Raw genomic sequence first — 16604 nt, 5'->3', positions numbered from 1 at the left:
GCTTCATGCCTCGCGTCACCCGGTCCCCGATCCGATCCTTGCTGGCAACCGTCGTCGTGGCGTCGACGACGATCGGCTTCCCACTCTTCTCGGCAGACCTCCGCCCCGGGTATCGCCCGGTCGCTTACGCGATCCGGAACGCGACGATCGTCACCGCCCCCGACTCGACGATCGCGGGGGGGACCGTCGTCGTCCGCGACGGCCGGATCGAGGCCGTCGGCCCCAACGACAAGGTGACGATCCCGTTCGACGCCGAGACGATCGAGGGCAAAGACCTGGTGGTCTACCCTGGGTTCATCGACCTCTATACGACGATCGCCCAGGTGCCCGGGATGGTCCGGTCGCGGACCGGTGCCGGCCGGGCGGTGAACTATAACGACAATGCCCTGGCACGCACGCCTCCGGACAATCGGAACGGCCTGACGCCCGAGTACGAGGTCGCGACGGCCCTCGACCTCAGCGAGTCCCTCGCCGAGGAGCGTAGGAAGCTGGGATTCACCTCGCTCGTGTCGGCTCCTGGTGGTGCGATCGTCACCGGTCAGAGCGTGCTGGCGAGCACGGGGGGCCTCCCGCGCCGCGAGGCGATCCTCCGTTCTCCGCTGGCGCTCCATATCAACCTGAAGCCTCCCTTCGAGCCGGCACCGACGAAAGGGGACGACGACCATGCCCCGACCCGAGGCCGAGGCCGGTCGACCGAGCGCTACCCGTCGGTCCTCATGGGCGTGGTCGCCCACCTGCGGCAGGCCATGCTCGACGCCGAATATGAGCACACACTGTCGGCCTCGGCGGCGAAGGACTCCGACCGCCCCACGTACGACCCGGCCCTCCAGGCCCTCTACGCGGCGAAGACCCGGCGGATCCCGGTCTGGTGGGAGGCGAACACTCGCGACGAGATCCATCGGGCGCTCGATCTGGCGGAAGAGTTCGGCACGTCGGCCGTCATCGTCGGCGGTCGCGAAGCCGGGAAGGTCGCGGAACGCCTCAAGGCGCAGGACGTCCCGGTCATACTCCGAGTCGACTTCCCCGACGAGCCGAAGGTCCCCACCGAGGCTGAGTATCGCAAGCGCGAACCGTTGGAGCAGGCTGAGCCGCTCCAGGTACTCGTCGAGAAGGGGGCCCGTTGGAAAGAGCGGCTCGAGACCGCCCGAGCCCTGAGCAAGGCGGGTGTCCGGTTCGCGTTCTCAACGGACGGGATTTCGAAGCTCGAGCAATTCCCCGGCAACCTGCGCAAGGTCATCTCGGCGGGACTCTCCCGCGAGGCCGCCCTCGACGCCCTGACCCGACGTGCGGCCGAGATCGCCGGCGTCGACCGCAGGCTTGGGACGATCGAGCCGGGCAAGCTCGGGCACCTCGTCGTCCTCTCCGCCCCCTTCGGCGACGAGAACGCCAAGGTGCGTTACCTCCTCGTCGACGGGCAGAAGTTCGAAGTCGACAAGCCGGGGGCCTCGAAAAAGGACGACGCCGAGCCGAAGTCGAAGAAGTCGGAGTCGAAGTCGGAATCCCCCAAGGCCAAGACCGACGAGCCGAAGGCCAAGGATTCGGCGAAATCCGAGCCGAGCACCGGTGCCCAGGCCAAGACGAAGGCTGATGCGACGACTCCGACGACCAAGTCCGACTCCTCCCCGGCGACAGCTCTCCCCCCGAAGTCGGCCGAGGATCAGCCCTCCCAACCACCGTTCCGCGACGTCTCGACGGAGTTCGACGAGTCTCGCAAGCCGAAGATCAAGACGGGGGGGACGGTCTTCATCAAGGACGCCACGATCCTCACCGTCGCCAAGGCAGGGACGATCGCGAAGGGTTCCATCCTGATCGAAGACGGTAAGATCGCCGCGATCGGCGAAGGGCTCTCCGCCCCCAAGGACGTGACGGTCATCGACGCGACCGGGTTGGTCGCCATGCCCGGGATCATCGACACCCACTCCCATATCGCGATCCAGGGGGGTGTCAACGAGGGGAGCCTCTCGCTCGTCCCCGAAGTCCGCGTCAAGGACGTGGTCACGGGCGACGACACCGCGATCTACCGGGCCTTGGCCGGCGGGACGACCACCGCGAGGCTTCTCCACGGGTCGGCCGACACGATCGGCGGGCAGGACGCCGTCATCAAGCTCCGCTACGGCCAGGCGGGCCGCGACCTGATCGTGAAGAACTCGGCCCAGGGGGTCAAGTTCGCGCTCGGCGAGAACGTGACCCGAGTCCCCGGCCGGTTCCCGAACACTCGGATGGGGGTCGAGGCCACGATCGACCGCGCGTTCGAGGAAGCGCGTGCCTACCGCGCGTCCTGGGTCGCTTATGAGGCCGCGAAGGCGACCGGGGGGGCGTCCGTACCCCCGCGCAGGGACCTCCGGCTCGAGGCCCTTGCCGGCGTGGTCGACGGTTCGATCAAGATCCATTGCCACTGCTATCGAAGCGACGAGATCTTGATGCTCCTCGGGGTCGCGTCGAAGCATGGCATCCGCGTCCAGTCGCTCCAGCACGTCCTCGAAGGCTACAAGGTCGCCGCCGAAATCGCCGCGCACGGGGCGACCGCCTCGACGTTCTCCGATTGGTGGGCCTACAAGGTGGAGGCTTACGACGCCATCCCCTACAACGCCGCCTTGATGTCCGAGGCGGGAGTCTCGGTCAGCATCAAGAGCGACAGCGACGAGCTGATCCGCCACCTCAACCTCGAGGCGGCGAAGATGGTCAAGTACGGCGGGCTGACCGAGGCCCAGGCCCTCTCCCTTGTCACGATCAACCCCGCGCGTGAGCTCGGCCTCCAGGACCGGATCGGATCGATCGAGGTCGGCAAGGACGGGGATATCTCGCTGTTCAACGCCCACCCCTTCGACGCCTTCGCCCGTTGCGAGCTCGCGGTAATCGACGGCGAGGTCGCCTTCCAACGTTCGCCGAAAGACGGCAAGCTCACCCCCAGGCCCGGCAACCACGCGACAATGCCAGGAGCGGCAGCCGAAGCCAAGGAACGGCTCGTCGAGAAGCTCCAGAACTCTCGGGGCGATTACGCCATCGTGGGAGCGACCCTCCACCCCGTCGGATCACCCGACATCCCGGACGGGACGCTCGTGATCAGCGAAGGGAAGATCGCCGCGATCGGCGGCCCCGAGACCCCCGTCCCGTCCACGGCCCAGAAGGTCGACGGCCAAGGGTTGGACGTCTGGCCCGGCATCATCGACGCAGGGACCCGGCTCGGCCTCTTCGAGATCGGCAGCCTCGCCGAGACCCACGACGATGCCGACTCCGCGCAGTTCCAGCCCGAGTTGCGTGCGAGCACGGCCCTGCACCCCGACAGCGAGATCATCCCCGTGGCCCGGGCGAACGGGATCCTCACGGCATACGTCCAGCCGAACGGCGGCCTGATCTCGGGGCAAGGATGCGCGATCAGCCTCGAAGGGTGGGTGCCCCGCGAGATGATCCTGGCCGACTCCGTCGCCTTGCACGTGTCGATCCCCGACTATATCCCCCCCGAGACCGAGTCTTCCGCCCGCCGAAACTCGGGGGACGCACCGAACCCCCGGCAAAAGCGCAAGGAGCAGCTCGAGTCGATCCGCGAGGAGTTCCGCAAGGCCCTGGCCTATGACAAGGTCGTCGCCGAGGCCCGGGCCCGACACGCACCCGCCCCGACCCCCGACCCGAGGCTGGCCGCGCTCGCCCCCTATGCCAAGGGGGAAAAGCCGGTGATCTTCCGGGTCGAGCACCGGAACGAAATCCTCGACGCCCTGAAAATCGCCGAGGACTTGAAGCTCCAGGCGATCCTCTCGGGGGCCTCCGACGCCTGGAAGGTCGTCGACGCGATCAAGGCGGCGAAGGTCCCCGTCCTCATCGGAGGAACCCTCCAACTGCCGAACGAGTCGACCGATCCTTACGACGCCCCCTACGCCAACCCTGCGCGGCTGCTCGAGGCCGGGGTGCCGTTCGCGATCCGCTCGAATCCCCACGGCCCCGAGCAAGCGACCGCCTCGAGGAACCTCCCTTACGAAGCGGCGACCGCCGTCGCATTCGGCCTCCCCGAGGCCGAAGCGTTGAAGGCCATCACCCTCGCCCCCGCGAAGATTCTCGGCATCGCCGACCAGGTCGGCTCGCTCGAAGTCGGGAAGCGGGCCAACGTCGTCGTGACCGCGGGACACCTCCTGCAACCCACGACACAGATCAAGGCCCTGTTCCTGAACGGGAAGCCGGTCGACACCTCGAGCCGACACACCCGCCTCTTCGAGAAATATCGACGTCGGCTGACCGAAATCCAGGCCGGCAGCGCCCCCCTCGGGATCGACCCTCCCTCGTCGTCCCCCCCCGACCTCGCCCCGACCCCCTCGCCAACGCCGGTCGTCCCCAGCACCGCGCCCGCCGCCGATCAGACCCGTCGGCGTTGATTGTCCGCATACAGACTGGCAGATGGGGCGAACCTTCGCTACGCCCGGGGTCGCGGCTACCTCGATGTTAAGACGCTGAGTCCCACGGGTTCCGTCTTCGGACCCCGTGCGTGCCAGTCTCGGCCGGCGTGTTCCGACTTGGACAGAGAGCTCGTCGGAGGCTTTCCTCACGGTCGATACGCGTTCGTCTTCCGACCGAGGTTCGAGCCCCAATGGGGCCGAGCCTTGTCCACACGCGGTCCGAAGACGGAACCCGTCGCACCCTCGACCTTCGTTCCACGCTCGATCACGGCCGACCTTGGATCGATTGAGCCAACTTCCAGGTTTGGTTCGGAGCCCAAACGCGAACGAGCCCGAATCCCCTCGTCAACCGGGAGGATCGGGGCATTGCGCAAGCCGATCGGACGAATTCTCGCACACGATTGACGGGACGAGAATTCGACGACTTCATGGCCCACGAACCCTAACTTATGCCAACAAGTTCGCGTGAGAATCGAGATCCAGCTTAGCTGGCGTGCGCGCCGACCGGCCGACGGTCGAGGTGTTCGGCCTGGGCGGCTAAACTCAAGGCATTGATGATGTTGGCAATCTTCTCGAGGTGCTCGTCTCGGCTCAGGTAATCGGCGATCCCCAGCCGGAACAGGATGTTCGCCTCGTCCGGGAGGTAGGTCTCGCTCAGGGCAAGGAACGAAACCGGCGAGGCTTGGGAGTTAGCCTCCCCTAACATGCGCCGAAACTGGGCGCGACCGATGCCTTCATCCAGATGGGCGATGACGAGGCAATAGTCGCCCTCGATCGCCTCGGAGAACGCACGGTCAACCTCCTCGACGACGTGGAGGCCGGGGCCACCCAGGACGTCGAGGTCTTCACGCACCCTCCTGACGAGGCGGGTGTCGTTGCTGATCATGAGGACTTGATTTTCAGTCATCTTGATCGCTCCAACATGATGGTCTCATCTCGGACCCCATCCGGTACCGAATTCCTCGACGCGTGCCGACATCCTACGAGCGGGATGGCTCAACTTCTTATTAGGAACGAGAAGGGATTGCCACCACGACAAGAAATCCCGCCGAAATTCCCGAGATTCACCGAACTTCGAAAAATTAGACCGGCACTGACGAAAAGCCGCAAATCACAGTCTATGGCAACGGAATCTTCGAGAGATGCAAAAGATTGTGATCTTTCGCGCATTAAAAATCTAGACGATGCCGAGAACATCCCATCTTCGCTCGATTTCAGTCCTAAACTCTCGTCGCAATCGCCTTCAGCTCGACCGTTAGACAAGTTTAAAAACCATTCTTGATCTGGCGAACTCCCACGCGATTGGGAGATCCAATCATACGAGATGTCGGCACCCCAATCAACCCAAACCACCCAAATTACAAGCAATTTATTGCGAGATTCGCGATTCCGAGTGCTCAGAGGGGGACTTACCGAAACTTGCCCGCCGCGTCAACGCAGCCTGACCGAGCCGACCTTGTGAAGATTCCAGGATCGAGGCTCGATCTGACGACCTGCCGGACCATCATAATTCGGAATTCGAAACAACCTATCCATGTCTTTTATTTCCGACAGTGATCGCAAGTGCGAAGGAATTCTAGCTCGCTGGACACGGTTTGTCCGGCCAACTGCGCGATTTTCCCGCGAGTTCCTCCTCGTTCGTCTCTGCGAGGAGGAGACGCCATGAAAAGCCGAGCCGGGAATCACTCGTCGGATCCATCCCATTTCTTGATCGCCGTTTTTCCATCATGATGTGACGGGGGGTAACGGCGGGGCGCGGTCCCCGGTACGTCCTTCAAGATCGACTGACGAGGGGGTGACTTCGTGCCTTTCCGCCTCACTGGAATGCTTCTCGCGCTGATGGTGCTGCCCTTGTTGGGTGCCGACGCACCGTCGAAGGGGTTGGAGATCTTTTTCATCGACGTGGACGGGGGTGCGGCCACCCTGGTCGTGACGCCGGAGCGTGAGTCGCTCCTGATCGACTCCGGCTGGCCCGGCCGCGAGGATCGCGACCCGAAACGGATCATCCATGTCCTGAAAGACGTCGCCGGGCTCGACCACCTCGACCATCTGGCCACGACGCACTGGCACATGGACCACTTCGGTGGGATCGCGGGCCTCTCGAGCCTGCTGCGGATCGACCATTACTGGGATCGAGGCCTTCCCGACCCCTCGGCGGCGGACGGGGACAAGGTTAAGTTCCCGGACGGCCCGAAGCCGGACGACGCCCTGGGAAAGGCCTACCTCAAGGCGACCGCCGGGAAGCGGAAGACGCTCGAGGCCGGCGACTCGATCCCCCTCAAGGGCAAGACCGAGGTCCGGATCCTCGCGTCGGGCGGCAAGGTCATCCCCGCCCCATCAGGGACTCCGAACCCGTGCTGCGCCGGAGCACCCGCCGACCTGCCCCCGGACCCGAGCGACAACGCGATGAGCCTGGTGTTTCGGTTCCGGCTCGGACGCTTCGACTTCCTCGATTGCGGCGACCTGACCTGGAACGTCGAGAAGAAACTCGTCTGCCCCGAGGACCGGATCGGGCCGATCGACCTGTTCCAGGTGACCCACCACGGGATGGCGATCTCGAACCACCCGACCTTGTTGCAGACGATCGCCCCCACCGTTGCGATCATGAACAACGGGCCGAGCAAAGGGGGAGACGCCGCGACCGTGGCCCGGCTCAAGACCATCCCGTCGATCCGAGCGGCCTTTCAGCTCCATAAGAACGTGAAAACATCCGCCTCGGAGAACACCGATCCTGCCCTGATCGCCAACCCCGACCCCAAGGGGGGGCAGTTCATCCGGGTCTCCGTCACACCCGACGGCGCAAAGTTCACCGTCCGCGTCGGCGCGGTCGGGCCGTCGCAGACCTTCGAGACGCGCTGAGCCCGCAGCGTCGAGGGAGCGGCCCCGGCGCGCCATCCCTCGACGCGGGTCTGCCGGATCCGCCCGCTCGCCATCAACGCCGGGGAACGCGGGATAGGTGACGCCACAGCAGACCAGGCAGAAGGGTGACGGCCAATCAGGGGACAGGGCAAAAAGGGCCGGGTCGGCCAGGGGAGCAATCCACCTGGGCGACCCGGCAATTTCTGCTTCCCCATGATTGATCAACTTATCGTTTCACGATTATTTGTGACCGGCACCACGAGGATCTACCTTGTCCAGGGCGAAGTCCAGGTATCCCGTGCGGACGATCCGCGCCGAGGTCTTATTGTCAGGGCTTACCTCGTCACGCAGATAGAAGCTCACCTGCAGCTTTCGCTCCTCCGGGAAGTAGAGGGCGTGCCAGAGGGTCCGGGACGGCGGCCGGGATGGCGGAGGCACGGCCACGAAGTCGAGGGTGTTGTGGGACTCCTTGATGAACTCCACGGTCGGTTTGCCAGGCTGCTCCTCGAGGAGCTCCGCCACCTTGCAGTAACGCGGGCAGATCCCCTTGGACATGGCGGCCGAGGGCGGACCATTCTTATCCAGGTGGCGGTGCAGGCTGAAGTTGGTCGTGATCAGGGGTTTGCCGGGATTCTCGATGAAGTAGTCCCGGTTGCGGTGCTGGGAGTATTCCCACACGAACCCGTTCCCATGCCGGTCCGCGACGAGGTAGTGAACCGGGTTGAACTGGTACGACTTCTTGGTCTGCAGGAGCATCTCCTTCGCCTCCTCCGCCGTGGCGCACGTGTCGAGAAGCATCCGCGGCATCCGCATTTCACCGGCCCCGACCGCATCGATGCCGTCCGGCTCCATCGAATACGTTTCCCGCGTCTCTTCGTCGGCCAACAGCGCGACCGTCAGCCCTTCGGAGTTGACGCCGTCCAGCACGCCACTCAACAGGTCGTAGGAATAGATCGCCAGCGACGCATACCCCCGGTCGGGGTACATCTCGACGACGTACGGCCGACCCGTCGATGCGAACTCGCTTCGGGTCGGGCGTGTTCCCCGATTCGTGCCGGTCGTGAAGTCGTAGTTGCGGCTGACGACGCCCGTACCCGATGCGGTGGCCTGCGGCGGGTAGTACACCACGGAGCAGCCCGCGCCGAAGGTCCGCGGGTACCACAGCCCGCTGAAAAGGAAGCCGTCATCGTCGACTTGCTTGCCGAACACGTCCGCGACGCCTCGCATGCGATCGAAGAGGATCGGGTAGTTCCGTTCGATGGAGCGACGCTGCGCCCTCGTGCGGAGGCGGTCCATGCTGGGGATAGGTTTGACCTCATAGCGATCCTTGGCGATCGTCGCCAGCGCCCGGCCGATCTCCCGGTTCGTCCCCTTCAGGACGATGTGCCGCACCTCCAGGGTATCCGCCGGACTCCCGGCCACGACCCTGTCCTGCAGGATCGCGCCCTTGGCGGCGGTAGGAAAAGCCGAGTTCTGCGCCAGGGCAAGGGAAGGGACGGCGATCACGCCGACAACCAGGAGGAGCCTACAGCCAAAGCACACATGATGCATCACTGCATGATCTCCAACGGATTGTTGAAGCGGTCGTGACGTCATTCGTGAGGGGATCGGAAATATTGGCGAAGGTCGTTCTGTTGCAAGGGAAAAAGGAGTTCAAAATGCCCGAGACGATGGCCGGTGGTGTCGAGTTTCGAGGCAAAGCATTCCGGTTCGAGAAATCATCTTGTTCGTAGCTCCCCAGCGAGTTATCCACCGACGCCGTTGGGAAACGTTGCGGGCGACGTCGGGTCGGGGTCCCGTTTCCGGACGCCGCTGCCGTGTCGGATCTTCCTGGCTCCGTCCGGGAACCGAATGAGGACGAATCGTCTATACACGCCGACACTTTTGCCGAAGGGGACCTGACCGTCCGTGACAAGCCGCTGTGGATCATGGGGGGCCGCATCGAGTGCAAACGATTCGATGCGGCGCAAGGCATCCTTGTCGTTGCCTTCTGCTTGGCGGTTCAGGACGGAGAAAGCGGCCGTGAGGACGAAGCCGACGGCATGATGTATTGCCGACTGGTAACTCATGACGAATGGCTGAGGTAGACCTCGAATGGGGAACTGTGGCCCGTTCCTGACCACATGACAACCATCAGGAGCCCGGCTTCTGCTCAGGTATCGTGACCGTGACCTTGCGGCCCACTCGACTATCCGGGATTCTCACCGGGAACAGTTCCGACGAGCCGTCCTGGTACGTGACGCGAAGGACCAAGAACCGTGGCTGGTAGTAGCTCGTCTCGCGGCCTAGAAGCGTGCTTTGGCCGGTTTTTTGAACGGAAAGCTGGAAGGGTGCCCCCTCGACCCACGCGACGTCCAAAAAATTGAGGTCCAGCGCTTTCGGGTCGCCCTTCAGAGACTTGGCGTCCTTCCATCGACCGGCGAACGCATACTCAACAGCGACGATTCTTCTCCCGTCTGGGCTGGTTAGCGATACGTCGAGCGGGAAGAAGCCAATCCAGTGGGAGACCTGGCTGGAATCTACGGCAAACAGACCGACGGCAACGATCGCCACGCCGACCATGAGGTGAATTAGCTTGAACCGGGCTGGGGTTACCCGCATCCTGCCCTCCGTGAGTTGAGTCTGCCGCGTCTGAGGCTCAATTCGGCTTCGGTCGCTTCATCGTATAGCGGAGTCTGCTCTGGGTGGCGAGGATGGTGGAGACGAGCTCCCAGCCTTCTTGCCCCTGTCGGTTCAGCAATTTTGTATTGTCGTCGATATAATGTTGTCCGATTACCTCCTTGTATTCCCATACGATTGGAGGCTTCGCCTCCGGGGCCTGGCCGGTCGTCGTATTCGAGAGAACGAAGAGTCCGACCGCGAAACCGAAGAACGCTGCGACAGCCACCGACCGATTGGATCGCATGAGGTTGTCCCCTGTTTTGGAATCGACGCTGGCGAACCGGCACGCCAAGCAGCGAGGATAACACGCAGCCGGGCCAGTGTGGGTCTCAGCCCCCCAGTACCCGCTGAATGCTGGATTCTTCTCGAGGTCAAGCGATGGGAAGGCACCTCTTTCGATTCACCCTGCGAAGGCCTTCGGTCGTCGTGGGCCTCGTGGCTGCGGTCCTATCGCTAATCGTGAAACCCTATCCGGACCGCGGTCATTGGGGTCGTCTAGGCGCCTACCATCTTGATCAGTCAATGGCGTATCTGAAACGGGCCGAAGCGGTCGAAACGAAAGACCCCGACGCCTTTGAAAAGCGGCTTCGAAGACGCCATTGGCACCGATCGCTTGCCGCAAAGTATGCGCGTGCGGCGACGTACGGACACGAACCACCAAACGAGGAGCAGCCGCCTCCCGAACCGTGACGATCCGTTTCGACGTTACTCGCGGGAGTCGTTTGGACGAGGAAGGATGGACGGCTTGGAAGGTTAACTGGCCAGGGCTCAAGATGCGAAATTGGTGCTGGATGTAGCGGGTCAAGGGTGGCACAGGTTGGAACAACCGGTGTCGCGCAGCGACAAGAGGCCCAACGTCCGTGACATCGGCCTACCCCGCAAGGGAATGCGGTCCACGGAGCAATCGAGCGGGCTGGGACGAGGCATAAGTCGATGCCTGGCGAGAACCTTCGATCCCGATGACTTGCCTACGACCTCTCGTCGCTGCGCGACGCCGGTTGTTTCACCCGGTGCTACCCGAATTAGGTAGAAACCACATTGCATAGTGGACACGTGTAGCAGCACCGATCTCGCTTCATGGGCCACTGGCCAGCCTCACACGACCTCGATCACCCTCTGCACGCACGGCTTTCCCGTACTCCCCCCGCCGGTCAGCTCACGGAGCTTCGGCAGTATCCGGGCCTCGCCCGCCTCGTGAGTCTGCCCGCACATCGGGGGCATCTGCCGTTCGGAACTAAAAAAGAGGACACGCTTTTAAGCGGCCTTCCTCGGTCGCCCACGGGATCGAAGCGTCAACTCGAGCCCCGCCCGTCTCGCGAACCCACGACTCCTCGCCGTACGAGCGGCCACGCTCCACAGACTGGCGCAGACGCTCCAACTTGCTCAACGGAAACGGCGCATTCACACGCGACAGCCACCAGCGATCCGACCGCTGCGCAGTCTTTGTTAGGTCCCGTTTGTTCTGCCCCCAAGCGCTTCGATCTACCTGACCCTCTCACTGAAAAACACGATCGCCGTGCTGCGAAATAGTCGTCCCTGGGCCGCGATCACCCGGAGATTCCGTTGAGCTTCGAGATGTGATTTCCCGATCGATCGAGGACTTTTGCATTGTGATTCCGAACGATTCGTCGCTAACCTGAGTCGTCACCTTCTCAAGTTTTTCGGTGGTTCCATCCTCATTCATCGATTCGGCCACCTTCGACGTCCCACTCGTGGGCTGCGAAGTCGGCTCGAGGATGAACTTTCGCATCCATGACCAGTCTTAGTTTTATAGGACAGGCTCAGGCTGCTTACGATCCGGCCGAGGATGGTTGATTTCCGCTCCGAATTCGGTCGACGGGGGATCCGGCCGGGGGCGGCCGCGTCGCGGCGCCCTCGTGTCCATGTCCCCGGAGTGCGCGAAGGTTCCGAAAAGCGACACGACCCCCCAAGGATTGCACCTCATATGGCTTGGACAACACGATCGCGATTGAAGACGTCGTCCGCCCGGAAGTCCCGGGGCCGCATGGAGCGATTACTCCTCGAACAGCTCGAGGACCGGGCGCTCCTGGCCACCGGGCCGTTCCCCGTCGGCGGTGACCCCATCGTCAATCCGTCGGACTTCCGGGTCACGACGTTCGCCAGCGGGCTGAACTACCCGCACGGGATGATGACGATGACGGACGGCTCGATGCTCGTCGGGGTGAGCAATCCCGTCGCCGGCGACACGTCCTACTTCAACACCACCGGCCAGCTCCTGCGATTCACCGACGCCGACGGCGACGGGGTCGCCGACGGCGCCGGGACGAGCGTCTACAACGGACTTCCCGGCGAGGTGACCGCCGTCCACCAGGGCGGCCCCTTCATCTTCGTGACGACCAGCGAGGCGGGGACCGAGCGGATCTCTGTCCTCCGCACGGGGGCGACCCCGGCCGACCAATTGACCCTCGTCGGCAGCCTCAACTTCAACTTCCCTTCCGGGTGGGAGCACACGACCTTCGCCTCCGCGATCCGGCCGACCCCCGGTCAGTCCGGTGACTTCGACGTCTTCTTCAACATCGGATCCCAGTTTAACGGCGTCGTCATCGGCAACAACGGCAGCGTAACCCTCGACTCGAGCGGGAACCCGACCTATCAACCGACCACCGGCAACGTGACGACCAGCGGCTTGCTCACTGCGACCCTCAACGGCGACTCGATCTACAAGGTGACCGTCCACGACAACGGCGGTACCCCGGTCATGTCGAACCTGACCCAGATCGCCACCGGCCTGCGCAACGCCGCGAGCCTGGTCATCGACCCGAACACGGGCGACCTCTGGCTTGCCGACAACGGGATCGACGGGAACGAAGGTGGCAACGAGGCCTGGAGCACCGACGAGCTCGACAAGATCCCCGCCGCCCAGATCGGGGGGGCGATCGAGAACTTCGGCTTCCCCTACAGCTACACCAGGACCATCGACAAGCCGGGCGACCCCGTCACGGTCGTGAACCCGGGCCCGAACGTGGTCCAACCGATCATCGCCTATGAACCCCTCCCCGACTCGGTCCTGACCGCGGAGGGGTCGGAGAGTGAAGGGTCGTCGGGCATCGCGCTCTCGCCCGCGCTCTTCCCCGCAGGGCTGAACAACGGCGTTTTCGTCGGCTTCCACGGCCTGTTCGTCCAAGGGGGGCTTGATAACGACGAAAACCCATTCGTTTACGCCGACCCGGCGACCGGCAAATATTTCGACTTCATCTCGAACAACGAGGCGAACATCGGGCACCTCGACGAGGCCCTGTCGACGGCCGACTCGCTCTTCATCGCCGACATCTCCTCGACGGGGAGTGTCTTCGGCTCGGATGGGCCGGGCATGGGAGTCATCTACCAGATCAAGGTGATCACCCACACGTTGGCGATCACCACGCAGCCGCCGAGCAGCGTGAAAACGGGCCAAACGTTCTCGCTGACGGTAACCGCGAAGGATGCGAACGGGGACCCCGACCCCACTTACCACGGACCGATCACCTTGAGTCTGGCGGCGAACCCCGGCAACGGCATGCTGAGTGGGACCCTGACGGTCAACGCCGTGAACGGCGTGGCGACCTTCTCGGGCCTTTCGTTGAACAAGCCGGCCTCGGGCTATCTGATCAAGGCCTCGGCGACGGGGCTGACGACGGCGACGTCGACGGCCATCTCGGTGACGTCGGCCTCAACGAAGTTGGCGATCACCACGCAGCCGCCGAGCAGTGTGAAGACGGGCCAAGCGTTCTCGCTGACGGTGACGGCAAAGGATGCGAACGGGAACCTCGACCCCAATTACAACGGGCCGATCACCCTGAGCCTGGCGGCAAATCCCGGCAACGGCATGCTGAGCGGGACGTTGACGGTCAACGCCGTGCATGGGGTGGCGACCTTCTCGGGCTTGTCGTTGAACAAGCCGGCCTCGGGTTACTTGATCAAGGCCTCGGCAACCGGCCTGACGGCGGCGACGTCGTCGGCGATCACGGTGACGACGGCCGCGACCCAGCTCGCGATCACGACCCAGCCGCCGCCGAACGTGAAGACGGGCGAGACCTTCTCGCTTGTCGTCACGGCGAAAGACGCAAACGGGAATGTGGACCCGAACTACTCGGGTCCGGTCACTCTGAGCCTTGCGACGAACCCCGGCAACGGGATGCTGAGCGGTACCTTGACGGTCAACGCGGTGCATGGGGTCGCGACGTTCAGCGGCTTGTCGCTGAACAGGGTGGCGTCGGGTTATTTGATCAAGGCCACGTCGTCGAGCCTTGCGACGGCAACGTCGACGGCGATCGCGGTCTCGACGGCCTCGACGCAGTTGGCGATGACCACCCAGCCGCCAAGCAACGTGAAGACGGGCGAGCTGTTCACGGTCGTCGTCACGGCGAAGGATGCGAACGGGAACCTCGACCCCAATTACAACGGACCGATCACCCTGAGCTTGGCGGCGAACCCCGGCAACGGCATGCTGAGCGGTACCCTGACGGTCACTGCGGTGCATGGAGTGGCGACGTTCACGGGGCTGTGGTTGAACAAGCCGGCGTCGGGTTATTTGATCAAGGCCACGTCGTCGAGCCTTGCGACGGCGACATCGACGGCGATCGCGGTGACGACCGCGTCGACGCAGCTGGCGTTCACGGTGCAGCCGCCGAGCACGGTGAAGATCGGCGTGGCGTTCTCGCTGACGGTGTCGGCGAAGGACGCGAACGGGAACGTCGACCCGAACTACTCGGGGACGATCACGGTGGGTCTCGCGGCGAACCCCGGGAACGGGATGGTGAGCGGGACGTTGAGCGTCCAGGCCGTGCACGGCGTGGCAACCTTCACCAACCTCGTCTTGAACAAGCCGGCGGTCGGGTATCTGATCAAGGCGACGGCGGCCGGGCTGACCCAGGCGACGTCGTCGTCGATCACGGCCACGACCTCGTAAGATCCCGTCCTGGCCAGTGCTTCGGATCGAGAAATGGGGACGTAACGTTATACCGAGTGGATGGCCGATCGGATTGTTCGAGGTGATCTCCGCGTTATTTCGTTATCTCCCCTTTCCTGCTTCCCGGGCGTAGTGGAGGCCCGCCGAAGAGATGGCACGACTTGTCTGATCCAGGAACCGGGCGACAAGGAGGTCGCCCATCCCAGTCTCCGGCGACATGAAGAAGGAGGGAGCGTGGCGAGGGATGTTGAATCCACGCGGGCATTCAATTTTGATGCAACAGAACAAGGGAGCGGGCCGAACTATAGTCGTTAGCGGCGCTGACGTTAATCGTCTCATCCCCCGTATCGTGAGTATCTTATGGTCCTTTTGCCCATCCTAGCGATGTTCTACAGTGTGGCCGCCCTGCTGGCGATTCCCCTGATCATATTGCTCAGTCGCTAATTCCGACGCCCGCCCGCGGGTGCGCGGATCGATGAATGGGGACGGGACCGATAAATGGGGACGTAACGAAATACCGAGGGGATAGCCTATCAAACGGTTCGAGTTGATCTCCGCAGTATTTCGTTATGTCCCCCTTTTCTGTGGCCGATATCGTGTTGCTCTGCGACTTGTCCGAGGCTTTCAATGAGAAATCCGAGAGGCTCGAACATCCGTCGGCCGTAACGAGCCTCAACGATTGGCTCGAAGAAGGTGGGTGGGCACCTCTGCTCTCATTCGGCCGCAACATAAGCAGTGAAGCGGCGTTCCAGGCTCGCGCCTATGGCGGAGCGCTCGTTCGCCTGGACGTACCGGCGTTCCTTCAAGCCGTCGCAGACCAATCTTGGATCAAACGCGATGCCGTGGTGCTTGCCCTGAAAGACGAGGAAGACGAGCGCTTCACTGTATACCGCCTGGGCGACGACGGAGCGATTTTCGCCTTGGGATAAGCTCAGTTTTCTTGATCGATAATAGGGGCTGTAACGTAATACCGAGGGGATAGACCATAAAGCAATTCCTGGTGGTCTCAGCGGTATTTCGTTATCTCTCCTTTTCTGCCCCAAACGATCATTAGTTGGGCAGGCCGGTCCGAGGAGTTTAGACATTCGGCAGTAGGAGGCTAGCGCGTGTTCATGGCGTTGCGTCGCCTCCTCAGGCTCATCCCGACGGCTATTCTCGTCACGCTGCTCACTCTGATCTGGATTACTGATCGACCTTCACCCGCCTATCCGGCTGGCCAATTCTCGGCCATTCTGCTGTGGCTCGTTCTACTCTCGGCACTCGCCGGTAGCTGCGCCTTTCTCAGCCGCGTCGCCTGGGATACGCGAGGTCACAAGTCACCGAACGGCGGATTCGACGAACCAGACGCTGCTCCTGCCCCGCCTTGCATACCCGAATAAGATTATGGGATAGTGGTCTTTGGTCTCTGGAACTTCGGCGTGGCTCTCGCTGTATTTTACAACGACCAGGCAGGATCGAATCCGAGTGTGCTCTACCGAGAAGGGGAATTAGTGCGTGAATTCGCCGAGCAGGATGAGGTATGGGTGCCATATGCCGGCGACGGCTCGCTTGAAGAGGGTCCCCGGTATCCTGGCAATGTCGTTCCCGATGATATAGAATGTGATTGTATTTTAAATTCTGTTGATGCCGCACTCGACGCGGCCGGATTTATTGATAGGATTACCTCCAATCATATCCTTGAGAGTTACGCTTCCGAGGTCCAGCCTATCTGGTCATCCCCAGGTTTTTAGCCTTCTGGCAGCGACGAACCTCACACGGCAAGCTGGCCAACTTCACCCGAACGAGTGTCC

General features: G+C 63.0%; 8 protein-coding genes. 4 read left to right on the top strand and 4 right to left on the bottom strand.

Annotation, left to right across the window (positions count from 1 at the left end; translation table 11 throughout):
- Nucleotides 1–5: 5 nt before the first annotated feature.
- The gene (locus tag ACYOEI_RS29320) at nt 6–4364 is read left to right on the top strand and encodes an amidohydrolase family protein (RefSeq protein WP_462853219.1); all 4359 of its coding nucleotides are present in this window, start codon (nt 6–8) and stop codon (nt 4362–4364) included.
- A 505-nt stretch (nt 4365–4869) separates the two neighbouring features.
- Here the strand turns inward: ACYOEI_RS29320 and ACYOEI_RS29315 are convergent.
- The gene (locus tag ACYOEI_RS29315; RefSeq protein ID WP_462853218.1) at nt 4870–5292 is read right to left on the bottom strand and encodes a hypothetical protein; all 423 of its coding nucleotides are present in this window, start codon (nt 5290–5292) and stop codon (nt 4870–4872) included.
- 896 nt (nt 5293–6188) lie between these two features.
- Here ACYOEI_RS29315 and ACYOEI_RS29310 point away from each other — a divergent pair.
- The gene (locus ACYOEI_RS29310) at nt 6189–7244 is read left to right on the top strand and encodes a ComEC/Rec2 family competence protein (RefSeq protein WP_462853217.1); all 1056 of its coding nucleotides are present in this window, start codon (nt 6189–6191) and stop codon (nt 7242–7244) included.
- A 240-nt stretch (nt 7245–7484) separates the two neighbouring features.
- Here the strand turns inward: ACYOEI_RS29310 and ACYOEI_RS29305 are convergent, their stop codons facing one another.
- The 3 genes from ACYOEI_RS29305 to ACYOEI_RS29295 form a co-directional block, all read right to left on the bottom strand.
- Nucleotides 7485–8795 carry a C45 family autoproteolytic acyltransferase/hydrolase gene (locus ACYOEI_RS29305; protein ID WP_462853216.1) on the bottom strand — a complete coding sequence of 437 codons (1311 nt, stop codon included), beginning with the start codon at nt 8793–8795 and terminating at the stop codon, nt 7485–7487.
- A 582-nt stretch (nt 8796–9377) separates the two neighbouring features.
- Nucleotides 9378–9845 (bottom strand): hypothetical protein, encoded by a 468-nt coding sequence (locus tag ACYOEI_RS29300; RefSeq protein WP_462853215.1) that lies wholly within the window; start codon nt 9843–9845, stop codon nt 9378–9380.
- Nucleotides 9846–9882: 37 nt separating this feature from the next.
- Nucleotides 9883–10149 (bottom strand): DUF4177 domain-containing protein, encoded by a 267-nt coding sequence (locus ACYOEI_RS29295; protein WP_462853214.1) that lies wholly within the window; start codon nt 10147–10149, stop codon nt 9883–9885.
- Between the two features lie 1761 nt (nt 10150–11910).
- Between ACYOEI_RS29295 and ACYOEI_RS29290 the strand changes: the two genes are divergently transcribed.
- On the top strand, nt 11911–14814 hold the full coding sequence (locus tag ACYOEI_RS29290) for a hypothetical protein (RefSeq protein ID WP_462853213.1): 2904 nt from the start codon (nt 11911–11913) through the stop codon (nt 14812–14814).
- 569 nt (nt 14815–15383) lie between these two features.
- On the top strand, nt 15384–15743 hold the full coding sequence (locus ACYOEI_RS29285; protein WP_462853212.1) for a hypothetical protein: 360 nt from the start codon (nt 15384–15386) through the stop codon (nt 15741–15743).
- Nucleotides 15744–16604 lie beyond the last annotated feature (861 nt).

This window comes from Singulisphaera rosea, assembly GCF_054877945.1.
The sequence above is the reverse complement of the archived record's forward strand: the minus strand, read 5'-3'. Positions and strand labels throughout refer to the sequence as shown.

What these genes read in the sequence shown, in the direction of transcription:
- ACYOEI_RS29320 (WP_462853219.1), top strand. Translation starts at nt 6, where the DNA reads ATGCCTCGCGTCACCCGGTCCCCGATCCGATCCTTGCTGGCAACCGTC.
- ACYOEI_RS29315 (WP_462853218.1), bottom strand. Translation starts at nt 5,292, where the DNA reads ATGACTGAAAATCAAGTCCTCATGATCAGCAACGACACCCGCCTCGTC.
- ACYOEI_RS29305 (WP_462853216.1), bottom strand. Translation starts at nt 8,795, where the DNA reads ATGCATCATGTGTGCTTTGGCTGTAGGCTCCTCCTGGTTGTCGGCGTG.
- ACYOEI_RS29300 (WP_462853215.1), bottom strand. Translation starts at nt 9,845, where the DNA reads ATGCGGGTAACCCCAGCCCGGTTCAAGCTAATTCACCTCATGGTCGGC.
- ACYOEI_RS29295 (WP_462853214.1), bottom strand. Translation starts at nt 10,149, where the DNA reads ATGCGATCCAATCGGTCGGTGGCTGTCGCAGCGTTCTTCGGTTTCGCG.
- ACYOEI_RS29290 (WP_462853213.1), top strand. Translation starts at nt 11,911, where the DNA reads ATGGAGCGATTACTCCTCGAACAGCTCGAGGACCGGGCGCTCCTGGCC.
- ACYOEI_RS29285 (WP_462853212.1), top strand. Translation starts at nt 15,384, where the DNA reads ATGTCCCCCTTTTCTGTGGCCGATATCGTGTTGCTCTGCGACTTGTCC.